This window comes from Pseudomonas sp. PS02302 (genome assembly GCF_029959585.1).
GTDB classification, from domain to species: Bacteria; Pseudomonadota; Gammaproteobacteria; order Pseudomonadales; family Pseudomonadaceae; genus Chryseomonas; species Chryseomonas aestiva.
The window spans coordinates 36761-59089 of record NZ_JASCON010000028.1 but is presented as its reverse complement, the minus strand read 5'-3'; the positions used below and the strand labels follow the sequence as shown (position 1 = coordinate 59089).

Annotated in this window: 19 protein-coding genes; 14 read left to right on the top strand and 5 right to left on the bottom strand. The window is 64.5% G+C overall.

Annotation, left to right across the window (positions count from 1 at the left end):
• Positions 1-170: 170 nt before the first annotated feature.
• Together hisD and hisC are read left to right on the top strand one after the other, a co-directional pair.
• A complete protein-coding gene (gene hisD / locus QMX82_RS11825; RefSeq protein ID WP_133859831.1) occupies positions 171-1490 on the top strand; it encodes a histidinol dehydrogenase in 1320 nt (439 codons plus the stop codon).
• Positions 1487-2542 (top strand): histidinol-phosphate transaminase, encoded by a 1056-nt coding sequence (gene hisC, locus QMX82_RS11820; RefSeq protein WP_208694430.1) that lies wholly within the window; start codon positions 1487-1489, stop codon positions 2540-2542. Before hisD ends, hisC begins: the two co-directional genes overlap by 4 nt.
• A gap of 145 nt (positions 2543-2687) precedes the next feature.
• Here hisC and QMX82_RS11815 read toward each other — a convergent pair whose 3' ends face one another.
• Entirely contained in the window at positions 2688-3809 is a 1122-nt protein-coding gene (locus QMX82_RS11815; protein WP_282283650.1) for a S1C family serine protease, read from the bottom strand.
• Between the two features lie 117 nt (positions 3810-3926).
• On the opposite strand from QMX82_RS11815, the gene QMX82_RS11810 reads away from it, so the two are divergent.
• From QMX82_RS11810 to cysN, 3 genes are all read left to right on the top strand, one after another.
• On the top strand, positions 3927-4682 hold the full coding sequence (locus QMX82_RS11810) for a Nif3-like dinuclear metal center hexameric protein (protein WP_208694432.1): 756 nt from the start codon (positions 3927-3929) through the stop codon (positions 4680-4682).
• A gap of 165 nt (positions 4683-4847) precedes the next feature.
• Entirely contained in the window at positions 4848-5765 is a 918-nt protein-coding gene (gene cysD / locus QMX82_RS11805; protein ID WP_208694433.1) for a sulfate adenylyltransferase subunit CysD, read from the top strand.
• 1 nt (position 5766) lies between these two features.
• The gene (gene cysN / locus QMX82_RS11800; protein ID WP_282283647.1) at positions 5767-7665 is read left to right on the top strand and encodes a sulfate adenylyltransferase subunit CysN; all 1899 of its coding nucleotides are present in this window, start codon (positions 5767-5769) and stop codon (positions 7663-7665) included.
• 51 nt (positions 7666-7716) lie between these two features.
• On the opposite strand, the gene QMX82_RS11795 is transcribed toward cysN, so the two are convergent.
• On the bottom strand, positions 7717-8031 hold the full coding sequence (locus tag QMX82_RS11795; protein ID WP_007159499.1) for a hypothetical protein: 315 nt from the start codon (positions 8029-8031) through the stop codon (positions 7717-7719).
• A gap of 211 nt (positions 8032-8242) precedes the next feature.
• Here QMX82_RS11795 and QMX82_RS11790 point away from each other — a divergent pair, with 211 nt between their 5' ends.
• Positions 8243-9877, top strand: coding sequence for a Na+/H+ antiporter (locus tag QMX82_RS11790; RefSeq protein ID WP_208694435.1), 1635 nt, complete (start codon positions 8243-8245; stop codon positions 9875-9877).
• Here QMX82_RS11790 and dapC read toward each other — a convergent pair.
• From dapC to map, 3 genes are read right to left on the bottom strand one after another with little or no spacing between them, the layout of a single operon-like run.
• On the bottom strand, positions 9874-11067 hold the full coding sequence (dapC, locus tag QMX82_RS11785; protein WP_208694436.1) for a succinyldiaminopimelate transaminase: 1194 nt from the start codon (positions 11065-11067) through the stop codon (positions 9874-9876). The genes QMX82_RS11790 and dapC overlap by 4 nt on opposite strands.
• A gap of 24 nt (positions 11068-11091) precedes the next feature.
• On the bottom strand, positions 11092-13791 hold the full coding sequence (locus QMX82_RS11780) for a [protein-PII] uridylyltransferase (RefSeq protein ID WP_208694437.1): 2700 nt from the start codon (positions 13789-13791) through the stop codon (positions 11092-11094).
• A gap of 10 nt (positions 13792-13801) precedes the next feature.
• Entirely contained in the window at positions 13802-14584 is a 783-nt protein-coding gene (map, locus tag QMX82_RS11775; RefSeq protein WP_133859822.1) for a type I methionyl aminopeptidase, read from the bottom strand.
• 286 nt (positions 14585-14870) lie between these two features.
• Between map and rpsB the strand changes: the two genes are divergently transcribed.
• The 8 genes from rpsB to rseP all read left to right on the top strand — a co-directional run bounded on the left by rpsB (position 14871) and on the right by rseP (position 22279).
• Positions 14871-15608 (top strand): 30S ribosomal protein S2, encoded by a 738-nt coding sequence (gene rpsB, locus QMX82_RS11770; protein WP_208694438.1) that lies wholly within the window; start codon positions 14871-14873, stop codon positions 15606-15608.
• Positions 15609-15739: 131 nt separating this feature from the next.
• The gene (gene tsf, locus QMX82_RS11765) at positions 15740-16609 is read left to right on the top strand and encodes a translation elongation factor Ts (RefSeq protein ID WP_208694439.1); all 870 of its coding nucleotides are present in this window, start codon (positions 15740-15742) and stop codon (positions 16607-16609) included.
• Positions 16610-16801: 192 nt separating this feature from the next.
• On the top strand, positions 16802-17545 hold the full coding sequence (gene pyrH / locus QMX82_RS11760) for a UMP kinase (protein WP_017639054.1): 744 nt from the start codon (positions 16802-16804) through the stop codon (positions 17543-17545).
• A complete protein-coding gene (gene frr / locus QMX82_RS11755; protein ID WP_208694440.1) occupies positions 17542-18099 on the top strand; it encodes a ribosome recycling factor in 558 nt (185 codons plus the stop codon). Before pyrH ends, frr begins: the two co-directional genes overlap by 4 nt.
• 18 nt (positions 18100-18117) lie before the next feature.
• Entirely contained in the window at positions 18118-18867 is a 750-nt protein-coding gene (gene uppS / locus QMX82_RS11750; protein ID WP_183631063.1) for a polyprenyl diphosphate synthase, read from the top strand.
• The gene (locus tag QMX82_RS11745) at positions 18867-19682 is read left to right on the top strand and encodes a phosphatidate cytidylyltransferase (protein WP_183631061.1); all 816 of its coding nucleotides are present in this window, start codon (positions 18867-18869) and stop codon (positions 19680-19682) included. Before uppS ends, QMX82_RS11745 begins: the two co-directional genes overlap by 1 nt.
• Positions 19679-20860 carry a 1-deoxy-D-xylulose-5-phosphate reductoisomerase gene (ispC, locus tag QMX82_RS11740; protein ID WP_208694441.1) on the top strand — a complete coding sequence of 394 codons (1182 nt, stop codon included), beginning with the start codon at positions 19679-19681 and terminating at the stop codon, positions 20858-20860. Before QMX82_RS11745 ends, ispC begins: the two co-directional genes overlap by 4 nt.
• A gap of 66 nt (positions 20861-20926) precedes the next feature.
• Positions 20927-22279: a sigma E protease regulator RseP gene (gene rseP, locus QMX82_RS11735; protein WP_208694442.1), complete on the top strand. Its 1353-nt coding sequence runs from the start codon at positions 20927-20929 to the stop codon at positions 22277-22279.
• The last annotated feature ends 50 nt before the right edge of the window (positions 22280-22329 follow it).

Below are 22329 nucleotides of genomic sequence, written 5' to 3'. Positions count from 1 at the left end.
CCCATTATTATCACCGGGGGGGGGGGCGGGGGGGTGGTTTGCGGCCGCCCCGGCACCGCTTCCATCCCTCCAGCTTCGCCTATCCGTGCCATAGCCAAATTGTCGGGCGCCCACACGGAACCGGCTGTTACTCTCGGGCGCCCCTTTTGCTCTCCTGAAGAGGATCCGCCATGACCGCTCCGCTCGCCATCCGCCGACTCGCCGCCGCCGCTCCGGATTTCGCCGAGCATCTGGATCATCTGCTGAGCTGGGAAGGGGTGTCCGACGCCGACATCAACCAGCGGGTCCTGGCGATCATCGCCGACGTCCGTCATCAGGGCGATCAGGCCCTGCTGGAATACACCCGGCGCTTCGATGGCGTCGAAACGACGTCCATGAGCGATCTCATCCTGCCGCGTGCGCGCCTGGAGGAAGCCCTGACCCGGATCACGCCGGAGCAGCGCACCGCCCTGGAAGCCGCCGCCGAGCGCGTCCGTCGTTATCACGAGAAGCAGCGCCAGGATTCCTGGCAGTACCAGGAGGCCGATGGCACCGTGCTCGGCCAGCAGGTCACCCCGCTGGATCGTGCCGGTCTCTATGTGCCCGGTGGCAAGGCCTCCTATCCGTCCTCGGTGCTGATGAACGCCATTCCGGCCAAGGTCGCCGGCGTGCGCGAGGTGGTCATGGTGGTGCCCACGCCCCGCGGCGAGGTCAACGAACTGGTGCTGGCCGCCGCGGCGCTGGCCGGTGTCGATCGCGTCTTCACCATCGGTGGCGCCCAGGCCGTGGCCGCCCTGGCCTATGGCACCGAAAGCGTACCGCCGGTGGACAAGATCGTCGGCCCCGGCAACATCTATGTCGCCACGGCCAAGCGCCACGTGTTCGGCAAGGTCGGCATCGACATGATCGCCGGCCCATCCGAGATCCTGGTTGTCTGCGACGGCCAGACCGATCCCGACTGGATCGCCATGGACCTGTTCTCCCAGGCCGAGCACGACGAGGACGCCCAGGCCATCCTGGTCAGTCCGGACGCCGCCTTCCTCGACGCCGTGGCAGCCAGCATCGCTCGCCTGCTGCCGGAGATGGAGCGTGCCGACATCATCCGCGCCTCCCTGGAAGGCCGCGGCGCCCTGATCCAGGTCGCCGACATGGCCCAGGCCATCGAGGTGGCCAACCGCATCGCCCCCGAACACCTGGAACTGTCCGTCGCCGAGCCGGAGCAATGGCTGCCCAAGATCCGCCACGCCGGCGCCATCTTCATGGGTCGCTACACCGCCGAGGCCCTGGGCGACTACTGCGCCGGTCCCAACCATGTGCTGCCGACTTCGGGCACCGCGCGCTTCTCCTCGCCCCTGGGCGTATACGACTTCCAGAAGCGTTCCTCGATCATCCACTGCTCGGCCGCCGGCGCTTCCGCGCTGGGCCGGGTCGCCTCGGTCCTGGCGCGTGGCGAGTCCCTGACCGCCCACGCCCGCAGCGCCGAATACCGTATTCAGGAGGAGCAGGCATGAGTGAACTCTGGAGTCCCTTCGTCAAGAATCTGGTGCCCTATGTACCCGGTGAGCAGCCCAAGCTGACCAACCTGGTCAAGCTCAATACCAACGAGAATCCCTACGGTCCGTCGCCGCGGGTGCTGGATGCCATCCGCGCCGCGGCCACCGATGACCTGCGTCTCTATCCCGATCCCAACGGTCAGGCGCTGAAGGATGCCGTCGCCCGCTACTACGGCATCCAGAGCGACCAGGTGTTTGTCGGCAACGGCTCTGACGAGGTGCTGGCGCACATCTTCCTGGGGCTGTTCGGCCATGGCCGAACCGTCCTGTTTCCGGACATCAGCTACAGCTTCTATCCGGTCTATTGCGGCCTCTATGACATCGCCTTCGAGACCCCGGCGCTGGACGAGGACTTCCAGGTCGTCCCCGAGGACTATCTGCGCCCCAATGGCGGGATCATCTTTCCCAATCCCAATGCACCGACCGGCAGCGCCCTGGCGCTGGACGCCATCGAGCGTATCGTCGCCGGCAATCCGACCTCGGTGGTGGTGGTGGACGAAGCCTATGTCGACTTCGGGGCGGAGTCGGCGGTCGCCCTGATCGAGCGCCATGCCAATCTGGTGGTGACCCAGACGCTGTCCAAGTCCCGTTCCCTGGCCGGTCTGCGGGTAGGCCTGGCCATGGGTCAGGCGCCGCTGATGGAGGCCCTGGAGCGGATCAAGAACAGCTTCAACTCCTATCCGCTGGATCGCCTGGCCCTGGCCGGCGCGACCGCTGCCTTCGAGGATCGCGCCTATTTCGATGAGACCTGCCGGCAGGTGGTCGAAAGCCGCGAAGCGCTGGTCGGCCAGTTGCTGGAGCGCGGCTTCGAAGTCCTGCCCTCGGCCGCCAATTTCATCTTCGCCCGTCATGTGCAGAAGGGCGGGGCGGTGCTGGCCGCGGGCTTGCGCGAGCATGGCGTCATCGTGCGCCACTTCAGCCGCCCCGAACGCATCGCCGACTTCCTGCGCATCACCATCGGTACGCCGGCGCAGAATCAGGCGTTGATCACGGCCCTCGACACCCTCTGAGCCTAGGCTCTGTTCGAAAAGTTGCCGAGCGATGGTCAGGCGAGGCGAAAAGCGCTGAGGAAGCGGAGTTTACGAGTGGTAAATGAGCATTCCGAAGCGCTTTTCAACGAAGCATCACCGAGCGTAGGCACTTTACGTATAGAGCCTAGCGTGCCTTCTCCATCAGGGGGCGCAGCCCGACGGTAACCTTGACCTGCACGGTCTTGTCCTGGCGCAGCACCTCGATGGGGATGCTGTCGCCGGGTTGCTTGCGGGCGATCTGGTTCATCGCCAGCCGGCCGTCCCTGATCGGTTGGCCGGCCAGCTTGACCAGCACGTCGCCCGTGCGCAGACCGCCCTTGTGCGCCGGTCCTTCCGGATCGATATCGGTCACCACGATGCCCTGGTCGACCTTCAGGCCGTAGGTCTTGACCAGTTCTGGCGTGATGACTTCCACCGCCACTCCCAGCCAGCCGCGGATGACCTGGCCATGCTGGATGATCGAGCGCATGACCTCCATGGCCAGCTTGATCGGGATGGCGAAGCCGATGCCCTGGGAGCCTCCGGAAAGGATGGCGGTGTTGATGCCGATCAGATTGCCGTTGGCATCCACCAGCGCCCCGCCCGAATTGCCCAGGTTGATCGCTGCATCGGTCTGGATGAAGTCCTCGTAGGTATTGAGACCCAGCTGGTTGCGGCCGGTGGCGCTGATGATGCCCATGGTCACCGTCTGGCCGACGCCGAAGGGATTGCCGATGGCCAGCACCACGTCGCCAATGCGGATGGCGGTCGAGTCGCCCACCGAGATGGCCGGCAGGTTGGGCAGGTCGATCTTGAGTACGGCGAGGTCCGTGGCCGGATCGTTGCCGATCAGCTTGGCCAGGGTCTGACGCCCGTCGGCGAGCGCCACCACGATGGATTCGGCGTCCAGGGTCACGTGGTTGTTGGTCAGCAGATAACCGTCATGGCTCATCAGCACGGCCGAGCCCAGGCTGAGCTCCTCCACCGGTTTGGTCGCGCCCTTGCGGTCACTGGCCGTGTCGCCGGCCTTGCCCGGCTTGGCCGCCTTGGTCGAACGCAGCGAGACCACCGCTGGCGCGGCGCGACTCGCCGCGTCGGCATAGGAGACCGGTCCCTGCTGGCGCGAATGCGCGGGCGCCTGGGCCGCCTCGAACAGCGGCGGCTGGGCGGGCAGGCCGAGCCATTGCGGATAGCGCTGCATGATCAGGGCCGCAACGAGCAGACCGCACAGCACGGGCCAGCCGAGATAACGCAAAGCCTTGTACATCGATCACATCCTTGAATTTGTCCACCCGGGGTGCGCCGGATAAGCTGGTGGGCATTATAAGGAGCGGCGCCACCCGAAGACACGCTGTGGCGCCGCCAGCGAGGAGGTAAGCCGTCCGTGACCCTGTCCCTTGATCAATTGGTGGAGACCGCCGACCGCTACCTGGAGTCGGCCCGGATCCAGGATTATTGCCCCAATGGCCTGCAGGTCCAGGGCCGCGAGCAGGTGCGTCTGCTGGTCAGTGGCGTCACCGCCTCCCAGCAGCTGCTGGACGCCGCCGTGGCGGCCGGGGCCGATGCCATCCTGGTGCACCATGGCTATTTCTGGAAAAACGAGGACGCCCGCCTCATCGGCATGAAGCACCGGCGGATCAAGACCCTGCTGAGCCACGACATCAGCCTGCTGGCCTACCACCTGCCGCTGGACGTCCATCCCGAGGTGGGCAACAACGTCCAGTTGGGCCGCCGCCTGGGTTTGCAGGATATCCGGCCGCTGCCCGGGGACGCCAAGGGACTGATCTGGCAGGGCGAGTTGCCGCAGGCGCAATCCGCCGTCGACTTCGCTCGGCAGGTGGCGGACGTGCTGCAACGCGAGCCGCTGGTGGTCGACGGCAGGCGCTCGATCCAGCGCCTGGCCTGGTGCACCGGCGGTGCCCAGGGCTACATCGATCAGGCCATTGCCGCGGGGGTGGATGCCTATCTCACCGGTGAGGTGTCCGAGCAGACGGTGCACAGTGCCCGCGAGAACGGGGTGAGTTTCTTTGCCGCCGGCCACCATGCCACCGAGCGCTACGGGGTCCAGGCGCTGGGCGACTTTCTGGCCGCGCAGCTGGGCATCGAGCATTGTTTCATCGACTGCGACAATCCCGCCTGAGCGTCATAAGCATATAACTTCTGGATCTAGATAGCCTGGCGGGCCATAACCGTTGCCTATGGTAAGGTTGAGGTTCGTCCACGGCCCGCTCTGTCCGGTGTGTCCAGTCGACTGGATGCCGCAACGGACATCTCCTAGGCCACCTTTCTGCAATCGTGAGTAGCCATGCTCGACAAACAGACGCACCTCAAACAGCTTGAGGCGGAAAGCATCCACATCATCCGTGAAGTGGCCGCCGAGTTCGACAATCCGGTCATGCTGTATTCCATCGGCAAGGATTCGGCCGTGATGCTGCACCTGGCCCGCAAGGCCTTCTTTCCCGGCAAGCTGCCGTTCCCGGTACTCCACGTGGACACCGGCTGGAAATTCCAGGCCATGTACGAATTCCGCGATCGCATGGTCGCCGACATGGGCCTCGATCTGCTGGTGCACAAGAATCCGGAAGGGGTCGCCCAGGGTATCAACCCCTTCACCCATGGCAGCGCCAAGCACACCGATATCATGAAGACCCAGGGCCTCAAGCAGGCGCTGGACAAGTACGGCTTCGATGCGGCCTTCGGCGGCGCGCGCCGCGACGAGGAGAAGTCCCGCGCCAAGGAGCGCGTCTACTCCTTCCGCGACAACAAGCACCGCTGGGATCCCAAGAACCAGCGCCCCGAGCTGTGGAACATCTACAACGGCAAGACCAACAAGGGCGAGTCGATCCGCGTCTTTCCGCTGTCCAACTGGACCGAGCTGGACATCTGGCAGTACATCTATCTCGAAGGCATCCCGATCGTGCCGCTGTACTTCGCCGCCGAGCGCGAGGTGATCGAGAAGAACGGCACCCTGCTCATGATCGACGACGACCGCATCCTCGAACACCTCTCGCCCGAGGAGAAGGCACGCATCCACAAGCGCCAGGTGCGCTTCCGTACCCTCGGCTGCTACCCCCTGACCGGCGCGGTGGAGTCCCAGGCGACCACGCTGACGGACATCATCCAGGAGATGCTGCTCACCCGCACCTCCGAACGCCAGGGCCGGGTCATCGACCACGACGGCGCCGGATCCATGGAAGAGAAGAAACGTCAGGGGTATTTCTAAGATGTCGCACCAATCCGATCTGATCGGCCAGGACATCCTGGCCTACCTCGCGCAGCACGAACGCAAGGAGCTGCTGCGCTTTCTCACCTGCGGCAATGTCGACGACGGCAAGAGCACCCTGATCGGGCGCCTGCTGCACGACTCCAAGATGATCTACGAGGATCACCTGGAAGCCATTACCCGCGATTCCAAGAAGGTGGGGACCACCGGCGAGGAGGTCGACCTGGCGCTGCTGGTGGACGGCCTGCAGGCCGAGCGCGAGCAGGGCATCACCATCGATGTGGCCTATCGCTATTTCTCCACCGCCAAGCGCAAATTCATCATCGCCGACACCCCCGGCCATGAGCAGTACACCCGCAACATGGCCACCGGTGCCTCCACCTGCGACCTGGCGATCATCCTGGTCGACGCCCGCTACGGTATCCAGACCCAGACCCGTCGGCACAGCTACATCGCCTCGTTGCTGGGCATCAAGCACATCGTGGTCGCCATCAACAAGATGGACCTCCTGGGCTTCGACAAGGCGGTGTTCGAGCGCATCAAGGACGACTACCTGGCCTTCGCCCAACGTATCGAGCTGAATGCCAAGGACATCCATTTCGTGCCCATGTCGGCGCTCAAGGGCGACAACGTGGTCAATCGCAGCGAGCAGACGCCCTGGTACAGCGGCAAGCCGCTGATGGAGATCCTCGAAACCGTCGAGATCGCTGCGGATCGCAACCTCGACGACCTGCGCTTCCCGGTGCAGTACGTCAACCGGCCTAACCTCAACTTCCGTGGGTTCGCCGGGACCCTGGCCTCGGGCGTGGTCACCAAGGGCGATGCCGTGGTGGTCCTGCCGTCGGGCAAGGGCAGCCGGGTCAAGTCCATCGTCACCTATGAAGGTGAGCTGGAGCAGGCGGGTCCTGGCCAGGCGGTGACCCTGACCATGGAAGACGAGATCGACATTTCCCGTGGCGATGTCCTGGTGCATGCCGACAATCGTCCGCAGGTGACCGACAGCTTCGAGGCCATGCTGGTGTGGATGGCCGAAGAGCCCATGCGCCCGGGCAAGAAGTACGACATCAAGCGCGCCACCAGCTACGTGCCGGGTTCGCTGCCGAGCATCGTGCACACGGTGGACGTCAACACCCTGGAGCACGGCGCGGCCAGCGAACTCAAGCTCAACGAAATCGGCCGGGTCAGGGTGGCCCTGGATGCCACCATCGCCCTGGACGGCTATGGCGTCAACCGCACCACCGGCGCCTTCATCGTCATCGATCGCCTGACCAACGGCACCGTGGGCGCCGGCATGATCATCGCCGAACCGGTGGGCGCTACGGGTCACGGCCAGGGCGCGCATCAGTTGCACGTCGCCACCAGCGAGCGGTCGGCCCGTTTCGGTCAGCAGCCCACCACGGTGCTCTTTACCGGTCTTTCCGGTGCCGGCAAGACCACCCTGGCCTATGCCCTGGAGCGTCGGCTGTTCGATGCCGGTCGTGCGGTCTTCGTGCTGGACGGCCAGAATCTGCGTCATGACCTGAACAAGGGGTTGCCGCAGGATCGCGCCGGTCGTCGCGAGAACTGGTTGCGCGCCGCCCAGGTGGCCCGCCAGTTCAACGAGGCCGGCCTGATCGCCCTGGCCGCCTTCGTTGCGCCCGATGCCGAGGGCCGGGCCCAGGCCCAGGCGCTGATCGGCGCCGAGCGGCTGCTGACCGTGCATGTCAAGGCATCGCGCAAGGCCTGTGCCGAGCGCGATCCCCAGGGGCTCTATGCGGCCGGTGGTGACAACATCCCGGGCCTGTCCTTCGCCTATGATGCCCCGGAAGACGCCGATCTGGTGCTCGACACCGAGCAGCTGTCGGTGGAGGAGGGGGTCCAGCAGATCCTCGACGTCCTGCGTCGGCGTCAGTTGATCTAGGGCGTTCAGTCATGAAAAAACCCGCCACTCGGCGGGTTTTTTCATGGGCCTTTACCAGCGTGGGGGCGGGCCGTAGTAGTAGGCGCCGGGTGGCGGGCCGTAGTACACGGGGCGCGGCTCCACCACCCGATATTCGTAGACCGGTGCCGGTTCGTAATAGACCACGCGCGGCGGGGGCGGCGGCGGTGGCCCTTCGACATAGACCGGCTCGCGGGCGTAGGAATGGGAGACGATGGCTCCGCCAACCACGGCGCCCACTACGGCACCGAGAAAGGCCGGACCAGGGCCACGACCGTGGGCGGACGCCTGACCGGCGATGGCGAGGCAACCGGCAAGCACCACGACTTGAGTGATGCGACGTAGCATGATCATTCTCCTGCAACCCGGGGATATGAAACCGGGTATGTCTATCAGACCGCAAGGGCGGCGAGTCGACTAGATCGACACGGGTAAATTTTGGGTAAAACCAAATCCGGGGACATCAGTCCCAACAACTCGAGGTCGACGTGTCCCCACTCCCGCGGGATGCATCTCCTGTATCTGGTACCGCGACCGGTGCCCTGACCACGAGACCACCGTGCAGATTCTCTATACCGCTCTGATCCTCCTGCTGATGGTGGGTGCCACCCGTCTCAGCGCCCATCTCATTCCCATTCCGCTGCCCCTGATCCAGGTGGTGGTCGGCGCTTTGCTCGCCTGGCCCACCCTGGGGCTGCATGTCGCCCTGGACCCCGAACTTTTCCTGCTGCTGTTCATCCCGGCACTGCTGTTCTCCGATGGCTGGCGCATGCCCAAGCGGGAGTTCTGGCGCCTGCGCCGACCGATCTTCGTCCTGGCCTTCGGCCTGGTGTTCCTCACGGTGCTGGGTGCCGGCTGGTTCCTGCACTGGATGCTGCACCTGCCCTGGGCGGTGGCCTTCGCCCTGGCGGCGGTACTGTCACCCACCGACGCCGTGGCGGTCTCCAGCATCGTCCGCGGCCGGCTGCCCAGCGCCCTGCTGCACGTGATCCAGGGCGAGGCCCTGCTCAACGACGCCTCGGGCCTGGTGACCTTCAAGTTTGCCGTGGCGGCGGCCCTCACCGGCGCCTTTTCGCTGAGCCAGGCCAGTCTGGAATTCGTCATCGTCGCGGTGGGCGGCGTGCTGGTCGGCGGGGTGCTGAGCTGGCTGGTCGGCCAAGCGCGCGCCTGGATGGTGGTGAAGCGCGGCTGGAGCGACGCCGCGCCCCATGTCGTCTTCATGCTGTTGCTGCCCTTCGCCGCCTATGTGCTGGCGGAGCGACTGGGCGTTTCCGGCATTCTTTCCGCCGTGGCCGCCGGAATGATGCAGAGCCGGGTCGACATGCTGCCCCGCCAGACCGCTACCCGCCTGCTCAATCACAGTGTCTGGGGGCTGGTGGAGTTCGCCTTCAACGGCCTGGTGTTCCTGATCCTGGGTCTGCAGCTGCCCGACATCCTGGCGGCCGCGCTGCCGGCCTCCCAGGCGCTCTGGCCGGCCGCGGGCTGGCTGACGCTCTATGTGCTGGGTGCCTACGGGGTGATCATGGCCATTCGCTTCGGGGTCATCCTCGGTTACTGGCACCTGACCCAGCCTGGTAGCGGGCCCGTCACCATCGCGGGCGACCCCCGCCTGATCGCCGCCATCGCCTCGCTCAGCGGGGTCCGCGGTGCCGTGACCCTGGCCGGTGTGCTTTCGCTGCCGCTGATGCTCTCGGATGGCACGCCGTTTCCCCTGCGTGACATCCTGGTGTTCATCGCCGCAGGCGTGATCCTGTTGTCGCTGGTGGTGGCGAGCATCGGGATTCCGTTGCTGCTGGCGCGCTTGCCGGAGCAGTCCAATGACCTGCTGGAGCGGGAGCGTTGCGAGGTGCGGATCAATGCCGCCCGAGCCGCCATCGCGGCGCTGGAAGACGTGGCATCGAACGATGCCGATGAGCCGGCGCGGGCGGCGCTGCAGGCCGAGATCAAGGCCGGCATCATCGCCGAATTCCGTGACGAGCTAAGTTCCGCCGATGACAGCGAGGATGCCCGTTCCCTGGCGCGGCTGAGGGATACCCTGGATGGCGAGCTGCGCCTGCTCGCCATCCGCGCCCAGCGCCGCGAACTCTATAGGTTGCGTATCGCCGGGGTAATCGATGACCTGGTGGTCAGCGAATTCCTGCGCGAGCTGGACATCCAGGAGACCGCGCTGATGCGCGATCAGGGCAACCGCTAGCCCTGGCAGAAGCGGCGGATGCGCTCCGCCGCCTCCACGCACTCGGCCAGGGGCGCGACCAGCGCCATGCGGATCCGACCGGCGCCCGGATTGACGCCCGCGACGTCCCGCGACAGATAGGAGCCCGGCACCACAGTCACGTGTTCGCGGGCGAACAGATCGCGGGCGAAGGCTTCGTCATCGCCCGGTGTCCTGGCCCAGAGATAGAAGCCGCCGTCCGGGAGCGAGACCTCCAGGCTACCCTGCAGGATATCCAGCACGGCGGCGAATTTCTGCCGATAGAGTTCGCGGTTCTCGCGGACATGGGCCTCGTCGCGCCAGGCCACGGCGCTGGCCTTCTGCACCTGCACCGGCATGGCGCAGCCGTGGTAGGTGCGATAGAGCAGGAAGCGCTTGAGAATGGCGGCATCGCCTGCGACGAAGCCCGATCTCATGCCCGGCAGGTTGGAGCGCTTGGACAGGCTGTGGAAGACCACGCAGCGGGCGAAGTCGCTGCGGCCCAGTTCGGCGCAGGCGGTGAGCAGGCCGGGCGGCGGGCTGGCTTCGTCGAAGTAGAGTTCGCTGTAGCACTCGTCGGCGGCGATCACGAAGTCGTGTCGATCCGCCAGGGCGATGAGCTTTTTCAGCGTTGCCACCGGCAGCAGGGCACCGGTGGGATTGCCGGGCGAGCACAGGAACAGCAGCTGGCAGCGCTGCCAGACCGCATCCGGCACGCTGTCGAAATCGGGATTGAAGCCCTTGTCCGCCAGGCACGGCAGGTAGTGGGGCTCGGCGCCGGCGAGCAGAGCCGCGCCTTCGTAGATCTGATAGAAGGGGTTGGGACTCAGCACCAGGCCCGCCTGGCTGCGATCCACCACCGCCTGGGTAAAGGAGAACAGCGCCTCCCGGGTACCGGTCACCGGCAGCACGTGACGCGCCGGGTCCAGCCAGCCCGCGGGTACGCCAAAGCGCTGGCCGGCCCAGCTGGCGATGGCCTCGCGCAACTCGGCGATGCCAAGGGTGGTCGGGTAGACCGCCAACTGATCCAGGTTAGCGGTCAGGGCCTCGGCGACAAAGGCCGGTGACGGGTGCTTGGGCTCGCCGATCGACAGCGGAATCGGCTTGAGCGCCGCCGGCGGGGTCACGCCAGCGAGGAGCGCGCGCAGCTTCTCGAACGGATAGGGCTGCAGCAGGTCGAGGGTGGGATTCATCGTCGGGTGGTCCTTCGTTCGAGACTAGATGCTGATGCGGCTGAGGGGTGCCTGGCTGTCCGGCTCGCGCAGCTGTTTGATCAGGGCCTGCTGCAGGGCGCTGCACAGGCCGGGATCCGCCAGCGGACGCCCCTCGGCGTCGGTGACATAGAAGACGTCTTCCACGCGTTCGCCGAGGGTGGCGATCTTGGCATTGAGCACGGACAGGTCGAAGTCGAGGAAGATCCGCCCTACCCGTGCCAGCAGTCCGGGTCGATCCGGTGCCGTCAGTTCGATCAGGCTCGCCGAGCGCATGGTGTCGGTGTAGATGTTCACCTGGGGCGAGAAGGCGAAATGCTTGAGCTGGCGGGTCACGCGCCGGTTGATGATGCTCGGGTATTCCTCGGGATGCTTGAGCGCCTCGATCAGGCCGCCGCGGATCTGGGCGATGCGCGCGGGATTGTTGCCAATCGAGCCGCCATCGGTATCCAGCACGATGTAGGTGTCCAGGGTGAACTGGCTGCTGGAGGTGATGATGCGTGCGTCCTGAATGTTCAGGTTGAGCTGGTCCATCACCGCCACGGTCACCGCGAAGAAATCGTGCTGGTCCGCGGCGTAGATGAAGATCTGGGTGCCGCCTTCGGAATCGCGCTGGGTGGTCTCGCGGATCAGCACCAGCGGCTCGGCGGTATCGCCATGGCCGAGGATGGCCTCGGTGTGCCAGGCGACGTCCAGCGCGGTATGTCGCAGGAAATAGGTGTCGCCCAGCTGCGACCAGAGCTGCTCGGCATCATCGGCATCGATGCCGCGCCGCATCAGGGTGTCCAGCGCCGATTGCTGGGTGCTGCGGATCTGCTCTTCGCGATTGACCGGATTCTCCAGGCCGCGCCGCAGGGCGCGCTTGGTCTCGGTGTAGAGCTGGCGCAGCAGGGTCGCGCGCCAGGAATTCCACAACGACGGGTTGGTCGCGGTGATGTCGGCCACGGTGAGGACGTACAGATAGTCCAGGTGGGTGTGATCTCCGACGGTCAGGGCGAAATCGTGGATCACCTGGGGGTCGGAGAGATCCTTGCGCTGGGCGGTGGTGGACATCACCAGGTGATTGCGCACCAGCCAGCTGACCAGGCGGGTATCCCATTCCGGCAACTGGTGGCGCCGGCCGAAGGCTTCGACGTCTGCCGCGCCCAGTTCCGAGTGATCGCCACCCCGGCCCTTGGCGATGTCGTGGTAGAGCCCGGCGATGTAGATCAGCTCCGGCTTGGGCAGCTTGTGGATCACCCGCGTCGCCAGCGGATACTTTTCCGCCAGGACGTCGTAGCTCATCTTGCGCAGGTGCTTGATGAGATTGAGGGTATGGGCGTCCACTGTATAGATGTGGAAGAGGTCATGCTGCATCTGGCCGACGATCTGGCCGAATTCGGGCAGGTAGAGTCCCAGCAGGCCGTAGCGATTCATCCGCCGCAGGTTGCGATGGATGCCGGATTCGCTCTTGAGCAGTTCGATGAAGAGGCTGGTGTTGCGGATGTCCTGGCGAAAGGCATCGTCGATCAGATGACGGCTGTCGCGCAGCAGACGGATGGTGCCGGCACTGGGTCCCTTGATCGCGGGATTCTGCGCCAGCAGCACGAACAGCTCCATCAGCGCGAAGGGAGTGCGCAGGAATACCTGGGGGTGCACCACCTCCAGATAACCGTTGCGGATCTGGAATCTGTTGTTGAGCGGGGTCACCGCCACCGGTACCTGCTCGTCGCGCAGATTCACTTCCTCGAAGTGCTGCATGACCACGTCGCTGAGCTGGGACACGTCCATCACCACCCGGTAGTACTTCTGCATGAAGCGTTCTACCGCCAGCTTGGCGTCGTTGTCCTCGTAGCCGAGCAGGCTGGCGATGCGTCGCTGGTGATCGAACAGCAGCCGATCCTCGGCACGCCCGGCCAGCATGTGCAGGGCATAGCGGACCTTCCACAGGTATTCCTGCGCCGAGATCAGCAGACTGCATTCGCTTTCGGTCAGGAAACCCTGGCCTACCAGGGCCTGCAGATTGAGGGTGCCGAACTGCCGCCGGGCGATCCACAGCAGCGTCTGGATGTCGCGCAGACCGCCGGGCGAACCCTTCACGTTGGGTTCGAGGTTGTATTCGGTGTCGTTGTACTTGGCATGCCGCGCACTCTGCTCGGCGCGCTTGGCCAGATAGAAGGCGCGTCCTGGCCAGAGGTGCTCGACGCTCGTGGCCACCAGCATCGCCTGACGCAGGTGCTCGGGGCCGGCGAGGGTGCGGCTTTCCATCAGGTTGGTGATCACCGTCAGGTCGGCCAGGGCTTCGGTGGTGCATTCGCGCAGGGATCTGACACTCTGCCCGACGGCCAGGCCCACGTCCCACAGCAGGGTCAGGAAGCCCTCGATGGACTCGCGGAAGCGTTCCTGTTCCTCTTCGGCCAGCAGGATCAGCAGGTCGATGTCCGAGTGCGGATGCAACTCGCCGCGACCATAGCCGCCCACCGCGAGCAGGGCGATGCCGTCATCCGGCCAGCTGAAGCGATTCCAGGCGACGATCAGCATCTGGTCGATGAACCAGGCGCGATCCTCGACCAGTCGGCGCACACTGCGACCCGCCATGAAGCGGGCATCGAGAGTGGCGTTCGCGGCCCGGATGAATTTCTTGAAGGCCGCGAGGGGGCTGGCTTTCAGCGAAAGCTCAGCCTGGAACTGGCCGGCGTCGAACAACTCCGAATCGACCTGGGGCATGGGCGCTCACTCACGCAGAAACGCGGGGAAAGGTTTCGTCCTTGCGCAGGGTCAGAATCTCGTAACCCTCTTCGGTGACCAGCACCGTGTGCTCCCACTGCGCGGACAACTTGCGGTCCTTGGTGATGGCGGTCCAGCCATCGCCCAGCAGGCGGGTCTCGTAGCGGCCCTGGTTGATCATCGGTTCGATGGTGAAGATCATCCCGGCCTGCAGTTCGAGGCCCGTGCCGGCCCGGCCGTAGTGCACCACCTGCGGCTCCTCGTGGAAGCCCTTGCCGATCCCGTGGCCGCAGTATTCGCGAACCACCGAGAAGCCGTTCTTCTCGGCGTGCTTCTGGATCACCTCGCCGATATCGCCCAGCCGCGCGCCGGGGCGCACCAGGTCGATGCCCTTGTAGAGGCACTCCTGGGTGACCTGGCAGAGCCGGTCGGCCCACTCGGGCACGTCGCCCACCAGGTACATCTTGCTGGTGTCGCCGTGGTAGCCGTCTTTGATGACGGTGATGTCCACGTTCATGATGTCGCCGCTCTTGAGCGGCTTGTCATTGGGAATGCCGTGGCAGACCACGTGATTCAGCGAGGTGCAGATGGATTTCGGATAGCCCTTGTAGTTCAGCGGGGCGGGGATGGCCTGCTGCACGTTGACGATGTAGTCGTGGGCCAGCCGATCCAGTTCTTCGGTGGTGATGCCGGGACGCACGTGTTCGTCCAGCATTTCGAGCACTTCGGCGGCCAGCTGGCCGGCGATGCGCATCTTGGCGATGTCTTCAGGGGTCTTGAGGATGACGGTCATCGGAAATCTCTAGGTATCACGCCGGGTGTCAGCTTTCGATCCGCTATTCTATCAGAGCCGGCGCCCGCACTGTGGCTGCCGGCGGTACCCCGGACCTCCGGCATGCGGCAATCGCCGCTGGTGGTATCCGGCAGGGCGTGATATAAAGTCGCGCGCTTTTTAGGGGCTATGCCCTTCAGCGCTCCTAACCCCACACACGCATCGACACGATGACCTGGGTGCTTCCCGATGGGAAGTTGGTCATTGGGATGCGTGGAGGCCCAACCCGACTACGAGGAACATCTAAATGTCTCAAGTCTCCATGCGTGACATGCTGAAAGCCGGCGTGCATTTCGGCCACCAAACCCGTTACTGGAACCCGAAGATGGGCAAGTACATCTTCGGCGCGCGTAACAAGATCCACATCATCAACCTCGAAAAGACCCTGCCGATGTTCAACGAGGCCCTGACCTTCGTTGAGCGCCTGGCGTCCGGCAAGAACAAGATCCTGTTCGTCGGCACCAAGCGTGCTGCCGGCAAGATCGTTCGCGAAGAAGCCGCGCGTTGCGGTCAGCCCTTCGTTGATCATCGCTGGTTGGGCGGCATGCTGACCAACTACAAGACCATCCGTGCCTCGATCAAGCGTCTGCGTGATCTGGAAATCCAGTCCCAGGACGGTACTTTCGACAAGCTGACCAAGAAAGAAGCCCTGATGCGTACCCGCGATCTCGAAAAGCTCGAGCGCAGCCTGGGTGGTATCAAGGACATGGGCGGTCTGCCGGATGCCCTGTTCGTGGTCGACGTTGACCACGAGCGCATCGCCATCACCGAAGCCAACAAGCTGGGCATCCCGGTCATCGGCGTCGTCGATACCAATAGCAGCCCGGAAGGTGTTGACTACATCATCCCCGGCAACGATGACGCCTTCCGCGCCGTTACTCTGTACCTGAGCAGCGTTGCCGATGCCGTGATCCGTGGCGGCAGCAACGGCGGTGCCAACGAGCAATTCGTCGAAGAACCCGCTGCCGAAGCCGTCGAGGGCTGAGCATTTCGACCCTAGGGTCGAGCGGTTCGACGTGCGAGAAGGGGGCCTAGCCCCCTTTTTGCCTACTGGCGTTTCATTGGCTCCGCCTGCGTGCGGAGTGACCTCGAAACCGATTCAAGAGGATTTCAAACATGGCAGAAATCACTGCAGCCCTGGTCAAAGAACTGCGCGAGCGCACCGGCCAAGGCATGATGGATTGCAAGAAGGCCCTGACCGCTGCCGGTGGCGACATCGAGAAAGCCATCGACGACATGCGTGCCGCTGGCGCCATCAAGGCTGCCAAGAAAGCCGGTAACGTGGCTGCCGAAGGTTCCATCGCGGTCAAGGTCGCTGACGACCACAAGGCTGCCGTCATCATCGAAGTCAATTCCCAGACCGATTTCCTGGCTCTGCAGGATGACTTCAAGGGCTTCGTCGCCGCCAGCCTGGACAAGGCCTTCGCCGAGAAGATGAGCGATGCCGCTCCGCTGATCGCCGCTCAGGAAAGCGCCCGTGAAGCGCTGGTCGCCAAGTGCGGCGAGAACGTCAACATCCGTCGCCTGACCCGTGTCGAAGGCGATGTCGTTGGCGCCTACCTCCACGGTCACCGCATCGGTGTGGTCGTTACCCTGCAGGGTGGCACCGCCGAGCTGGCCAAGGAAATCGCCATGCACGTCGCGGCGAGCAATCCTCAGTTCCTGAATCCCTCCCAGGTTTCCGAAGAAGCTATCGCCAAGGAAAAGGAAATTTTCCTGGCGCTGAATGCCGACAAGATCGCCGGCAAGCCGGAAAACATCGTGGAGAACATGGTCAAGGGTCGTATCAACAAGTTCCTGGCCGAAGCCAGCCTGGTTGAGCAGCCCTTCATCAAGGATCCGGAAGTCAAGGTCGGTGAGCTGGCCAAGAAGGCCGGCGCCGAAATCGTTTCCTTCGTGCGTTACGAAGTAGGCGAAGGCATCGAGAAGGCTGAAGTCGACTTCGCTGCCGAAGTCGCTGCCCAGCTGGCTGCCAGCAAGCAGTAAGACCGGCATCCGCCGTTGACCAGGAGGCCGCCCGCTTCGAGCGCGCGGCCTCTTTGTCAAATTGGAAGGCAGGTCTGATTTCTGGTCTTCCAAGGAGTTTTTTGCCGATTGGAGTGAACGCAACTGCGGTTGCGCTTTCCTATCGCAGGATCAAAATCCCCCGCACATGTTCATCGCCACAGGAGAGAGTGAATGGCACAGCAGATGAGTGGTCGCCAACCCCGTTACAAGCGTATTCTGCTGAAGCTCAGTGGCGAAGCCCTGATGGGAAGTGAAGACTTCGGGATCGATCCGAAGGTGCTGGATCGCATGTCGCTGGAGATCGGCCAACTGGTGGGCATCGGTGTCCAGGTCGGTCTGGTGATTGGCGGTGGCAACCTGTTCCGCGGTGCGGCGCTGTCCGCCGTGGGTATGGACCGGGTGACCGGCGACCACATGGGCATGCTGGCTACCGTGATGAACGCCCTGGCCATGCGCGATGCCTTGGAGCGCTCCAATATTCCCGCCACGGTGATGTCCGCCATTTCCATGGTTGGGGTAACCGATCAATACGATCGTCGCAAGGCCCTGCGTCAGTTGAAGGACGGCGAAGTCGTCATCTTCTCCGCCGGTACCGGCAATCCGTTCTTTACCACCGATTCCGCCGCCTGCCTGCGGGCCATCGAGGTCGAAGCCGATCTGGTGCTCAAGGCCACCAAGGTGGATGGTGTATACACGGCAGATCCCTTCAAGGATCCCAACGCCGAAAAATTCGAGCGTCTGACCTACGACGAGGTGCTCGACCGCAAGCTGGGTGTCATGGATCTCACGGCCATCTGTCTCTGCCGTGATCACAACATGCCCTTGCGGGTTTTCAACATGAACAAGCCCGGCGCCCTGCTCAATATCGTGGTGGGCGGAGGTGAGGGCACCCTGATCGAGGAGGGAGCAGCATGATCAACGAGATCAAGAAGGATGCGCAGACGCGCATGACCAAGACCCTGGAAGCCCTGGGCCACGCCTTTGCCAAGATCCGTACCGGACGCGCTCATCCGAGCATCCTGGATAGCGTCATGGTGTCCTACTACGGCAGCGACACTCCGCTGCGTCAGGTGGCCAACGTCACCGTCGAGGATTCGCGGACCCTGGCCCTGAGCGTGTTCGACAAGGGCATGATCCAGGCGGTCGAGAAGGCCATCATGACCTCCGACCTGGGCCTCAATCCGGCCACTGCCGGTACCACCATTCGCGTGCCTATGCCGGCGCTGACCGAAGAGACCCGCAAGGGCTTCACCAAGCAGGCGCGTTCCGAGGCCGAGCAGGCGCGCGTTTCCGTGCGCAACATCCGCCGCGATGCCCTGGCTCAGCTCAAGGATCTGCTCAAGGAAAAGGAAATCAGTGAAGACGAGGATCGTCGCGCTCAGGATGAAGTCCAGAAGCTGACTGATAAATTCGTCGCCGAGGTGGACAAGGCTCTGGAGGCCAAGGAAGCCGACTTGATGGCTGTTTGACAACGGTTGGGATGTAACATGGGCATGAGCAAGCCAGGCAAGGTGGTGCCGCGTCACGTGGCGATCATCATGGATGGGAACAATCGCTGGGCGCGCCGTCGGCTGCTGCCGGGCGTCGCCGGTCACAAGGCCGGAGTGGACGCCGTGCGCGCGGTCATCGAGGTGTGCGGCGATGCGGGCGTCGAGGTGCTGACGCTGTTCGCCTTCTCCAGCGAGAACTGGCGGCGTCCGGCCGACGAGGTCGGCGCCCTGATGGAGCTCTTCCTTTCCGCCCTGCGGCGGGAGGCCAAGAAGCTGCATCAGAACGGCATCCGGCTGCGCATCATCGGCGATCGCTCGCTGTTCCATCCGGAACTGCAGGCGGCCATGGCGGAAGTCGAGGCACTCACTGCCCATCACACCCGGTTCGTGCTGCAGATCGCGGCGAACTACGGGGGGCAGTGGGACATCACCCAGGCCGCCCAGCAGCTGGCCCTGCAGGTTCAGCAGGGCACGCTGCAGCCGGGTGAGATCACTCCCGAGCTGTTGCAAGGCCGTCTGGCGACGGCCGACCTGCCACTGCCCGATCTGTGCATCCGCACCGGTGGCGAGCGGCGGGTGAGCAACTTCCTGCTCTGGCAGATCGCCTATGCCGAGCTGTATTTCTCCGATCTGTTCTGGCCGGACTTCAAGCACGAGGCCATGCATGCCGCGCTGGCCGACTTCGCCACCCGCCAGCGGCGGTTCGGCCGGACCTGCGAACAGGTGGAAGCGGAGCTACGCGCCTAATGTTGAAGCAGCGAGTTATCACGGCGATGGTGCTCCTGCCCATCGCCCTGGCCGGATTTTTCTGGCTGGAAGGGGCGACCTTCGCCTTGTTCATTGGCGCTGTCGTGGTCCTGGGCGCCTGGGAGTGGGCGCGCTTGGCGGGTCTGGAAACCCAGCCGCTGCGTTGCGCCTATGCCGCCGTGGTCGCGCTGGCGCTGTTGCTCTGCTGGTGGTTGCCCGGTGGTGCCCATGGTCTGCTGTTCATCAGTCTGGCCTGGTGGCTCTATGCGACCGTGCTGGTGCTTACCTATCCCGATAGCGCTCGTGCCTGGCAGGCTTCCTGGCGGCGCCTGCTGATCGGTCTGGTGGTGCTGGTTCCGGCCTGGCAGGGGCTGATGCTGCTCAAGGCGGCACCGGGTGGCAATCTGCTGATTCTCGAAGTGATGATGCTGGTGTGGCTGGCCGACATCTTCGCCTACTTTTCCGGGCGCGCCTTCGGCAAGCGCAAGCTGGCGCCGGCCGTGAGTCCGGGCAAGAGCTGGGAAGGCCTCTACGGAGGACTGGCCGCCGCGCTGGTGGCGACCCTGGTGCTCGGCCTGGTCCGAGGCTGGGGCCTGGGTGACCTCTTGCAGGCGCTCATCGGCGCCGCCTGCGTGGTGCTGATCTCCGTGGTCGGCGATCTCACCGAGAGCATGTTCAAGCGCCAGGCCGGACTCAAGGACAGCAGTCAGCTGCTGCCCGGGCATGGTGGCGTGCTGGATCGCATCGATAGCCTCACCGCTGCCGTTCCGTTGTTTGCCCTGCTGCTCTGGTGGGCTGGCTGGGGTGTTCAGTGAGTCTCCAGCAGCTTTGCGTGCTGGGTGCGACTGGCTCCATCGGCGCCAGCACCCTGGATGTCGTGGCCCGGCATCCTGATCGCTATCGTATCTTCGCCCTCAGCGGACATCGTCGGCTGCAGGAGCTGGCTGACCTTTGCCGGCGTTTCCAGCCGGTCTATGCAGCCGTCCCGGACCAGGCCTCCGCCGAGCAGTTGGCCGGCCTGCTGCAGGACGTCGAGCGGCGCCCCGAGATCCTGGTGGGGGAGGGTGGCCTGGAGGCCATCGCGGCTCACCCGGAGGTCGACACTGTTATGGCGGCCATCGTCGGCGCGGCGGGTCTGAAGCCGACGTTGGCTGCGGTCAAGGCCGGCAAGCGCGTGCTGCTGGCCAACAAGGAAGCCCTGGTCATGAGCGGCGCGCTCTTCATTGAGGCGGTGCAGGCCAGTGGCGCGACCCTGCTGCCCATCGACAGCGAGCACAATGCCATCTTCCAGTGTCTGGCCGATCCGGCGACGCCTGGGCTGGCACGCAAGGGTGTCAGGCGCATCCTGCTCACCGCCTCGGGTGGCCCGTTCCGCGAGACGCCGGCCGAGCAGCTGGCTGGCGTGACACCGGACCAGGCCTGTGCCCATCCCAAGTGGTCGATGGGGCGCAAGATTTCGGTGGATTCGGCCACCCTGATGAACAAGGGGCTGGAGCTCATCGAGGCCTGCTGGCTGTTCGAGGCGACGCCGGAGCAGGTCGAGGTGGTTATCCATCCCCAGAGCGTGATCCATTCGCTGGTGGACTACGTGGATGGGTCAGTGCTGGCCCAGCTGGGCAATCCCGATATGCGCACGCCGATCGCCCATGCCCTGGCCTGGCCCGAGCGGATCGACTCCGGTGTTGCGGCGCTGGATCTGTTCGAGATCGGCCGCCTCGACTTCGAGCGGCCCGACGAAGAGCGCTTTCCCTGTCTGCGCCTGGCGCGAGAGGCGGCTCAGGCGGGCGGTTGCATGCCGGCGACGCTCAACGCGGCCAACGAGATCGCCGTCGAAGCCTTTCTCGAAGGGCGGCTGGGCTTCACCGAGATCCCCCTGCTGATCGAAGCGGTCCTCAAGAGTGTCGAGCCCGGTGCGGCCACTGATCTCGCTGCGGTCTTCGCGGCCGACAACACCGCTCGGCGGCTGGCTGGGGAGTGGCTGTCGAGACGCTGATCCCGCGCCTCGACACCCGGCCTGCGAGTCCGCAGAATCTGCACACTGAGGTAGCGGAGGCAGCCAATGTCCATCCTTTATACGATACTGGGAACCCTGATCGCCCTGGGCGTGCTGGTGACCATCCACGAGTATGGCCATTTCTGGACGGCGCGCCGTTGCGGCGTCAAGGTCCTGCGTTTTTCCGTAGGTTTCGGCAAGCCGCTGTTGCGCTGGCACGACCGTCAAGGCACCGAATTCGTGGTGGCCGCGATCCCGCTGGGCGGTTACGTGAAGATGCTGGACGAGCGCGAAGCGCCGGTGGCGCCCGAAGAGCAGCAGGCAGCCTTCAATCGCAAGACGGTCCGCCAGCGTATCGCCATCGTCGCTGCCGGACCGATCGCCAATTTCCTGCTCGCCATCCTGTTCTTCTGGCTGCTGGCCATGCTTGGTTCCCAACAGCCGCGCCCGGTCGTGGGAGCGATCACGCCCAATACTCCGGCCGCCACTGCAGGCATTCCCATCGGCGCAGAGCTGACCGCGGTCGATGATGCGGCGGTAGACAGCTGGTCGGCGGTCAATCTGCGGCTGGTCGATCGCCTGGGTGAAAGTGGTTCGCTGCGCCTGAGCTACCGGGTGCCGGGTACCACCGCCGAGCAGAGCAGCGTCATCCAGCTCGATGCCTGGCTGCGCGGTGCGGAAGATCCGGATCCGATCCAGGCCCTGGGCCTGAAACCCTGGCGACCGCAGATTCCGGCGGTCTTCGCCGAGCTTGATCCGGCCGGCCCGGCGAAAGCGGCCGGCCTGCAGGCGGGAGACCGCCTGATCGCCCTGAACGATACGCCCATCGGCGACTGGCAGCAGGCCGTGGACTGGGTGCGGGCGCACCCTGGTCAACAGGTCAGGCTGACCTATGAGCGCGAGGGCCAGCAGCGGGATCTGAACCTGCGGCTGGGCGCACGGCGCGTCGATTCCAGCGAGACCGGTTACCTCGGTGCGGGTGTGGCCCCGGTCAAGTGGCCAGCGGAAATGGTTCGCGAAATCAGCTATGGACCCGTGGCCGCCATAGGCGAAGGTATCAGCCGAACCTGGCAGATGAGCGTCCTGACGCTGGTTTCCCTGAAGAAGATGCTCTTGGGAGAGCTGTCGGTAAAAAACTTGAGCGGGCCGATAACCATTGCTAAAGTGGCGGGCGCTTCAGCTCAGTCAGGCCTGGGGGATTTCCTCAATTTTCTGGCGTACCTGAGCATAAGCCTGGGGGTTCTGAATCTGTTGCCTATCCCTGTGCTCGACGGTGGTCATCTGGTTTTCTACTTCGTCGAGTGGATTCGCGGGCGGCCCTTGTCCGAGCGTGTACAGACATGGGGCATGCAGATCGGTATTAGCCTCGTCGTGGGTGTGATGCTGCTGGCCTTGGTCAATGACCTCGGTCGCCTCTGACACTCTGCTGATTGCCGAATCTGCCGCCCAGTGCGGCAGATTCTTTATTT

What these genes read in the sequence shown, in the direction of transcription:
- hisD (WP_133859831.1), top strand. Translation starts at nt 171, where the DNA reads ATGACCGCTCCGCTCGCCATCCGCCGACTCGCCGCCGCCGCTCCGGAT.
- hisC (WP_208694430.1), top strand. Translation starts at nt 1,487, where the DNA reads ATGAGTGAACTCTGGAGTCCCTTCGTCAAGAATCTGGTGCCCTATGTA.
- QMX82_RS11815 (WP_282283650.1), bottom strand. Translation starts at nt 3,809, where the DNA reads ATGTACAAGGCTTTGCGTTATCTCGGCTGGCCCGTGCTGTGCGGTCTG.
- cysD (WP_208694433.1), top strand. Translation starts at nt 4,848, where the DNA reads ATGCTCGACAAACAGACGCACCTCAAACAGCTTGAGGCGGAAAGCATC.
- cysN (WP_282283647.1), top strand. Translation starts at nt 5,767, where the DNA reads ATGTCGCACCAATCCGATCTGATCGGCCAGGACATCCTGGCCTACCTC.
- QMX82_RS11795 (WP_007159499.1), bottom strand. Translation starts at nt 8,031, where the DNA reads ATGCTACGTCGCATCACTCAAGTCGTGGTGCTTGCCGGTTGCCTCGCC.
- dapC (WP_208694436.1), bottom strand. Translation starts at nt 11,067, where the DNA reads ATGAATCCCACCCTCGACCTGCTGCAGCCCTATCCGTTCGAGAAGCTG.
- QMX82_RS11780 (WP_208694437.1), bottom strand. Translation starts at nt 13,791, where the DNA reads ATGCCCCAGGTCGATTCGGAGTTGTTCGACGCCGGCCAGTTCCAGGCT.
- map (WP_133859822.1), bottom strand. Translation starts at nt 14,584, where the DNA reads ATGACCGTCATCCTCAAGACCCCTGAAGACATCGCCAAGATGCGCATC.
- rpsB (WP_208694438.1), top strand. Translation starts at nt 14,871, where the DNA reads ATGTCTCAAGTCTCCATGCGTGACATGCTGAAAGCCGGCGTGCATTTC.
- tsf (WP_208694439.1), top strand. Translation starts at nt 15,740, where the DNA reads ATGGCAGAAATCACTGCAGCCCTGGTCAAAGAACTGCGCGAGCGCACC.
- pyrH (WP_017639054.1), top strand. Translation starts at nt 16,802, where the DNA reads ATGGCACAGCAGATGAGTGGTCGCCAACCCCGTTACAAGCGTATTCTG.
- frr (WP_208694440.1), top strand. Translation starts at nt 17,542, where the DNA reads ATGATCAACGAGATCAAGAAGGATGCGCAGACGCGCATGACCAAGACC.
- uppS (WP_183631063.1), top strand. Translation starts at nt 18,118, where the DNA reads ATGGGCATGAGCAAGCCAGGCAAGGTGGTGCCGCGTCACGTGGCGATC.
- QMX82_RS11745 (WP_183631061.1), top strand. Translation starts at nt 18,867, where the DNA reads ATGTTGAAGCAGCGAGTTATCACGGCGATGGTGCTCCTGCCCATCGCC.
- rseP (WP_208694442.1), top strand. Translation starts at nt 20,927, where the DNA reads ATGTCCATCCTTTATACGATACTGGGAACCCTGATCGCCCTGGGCGTG.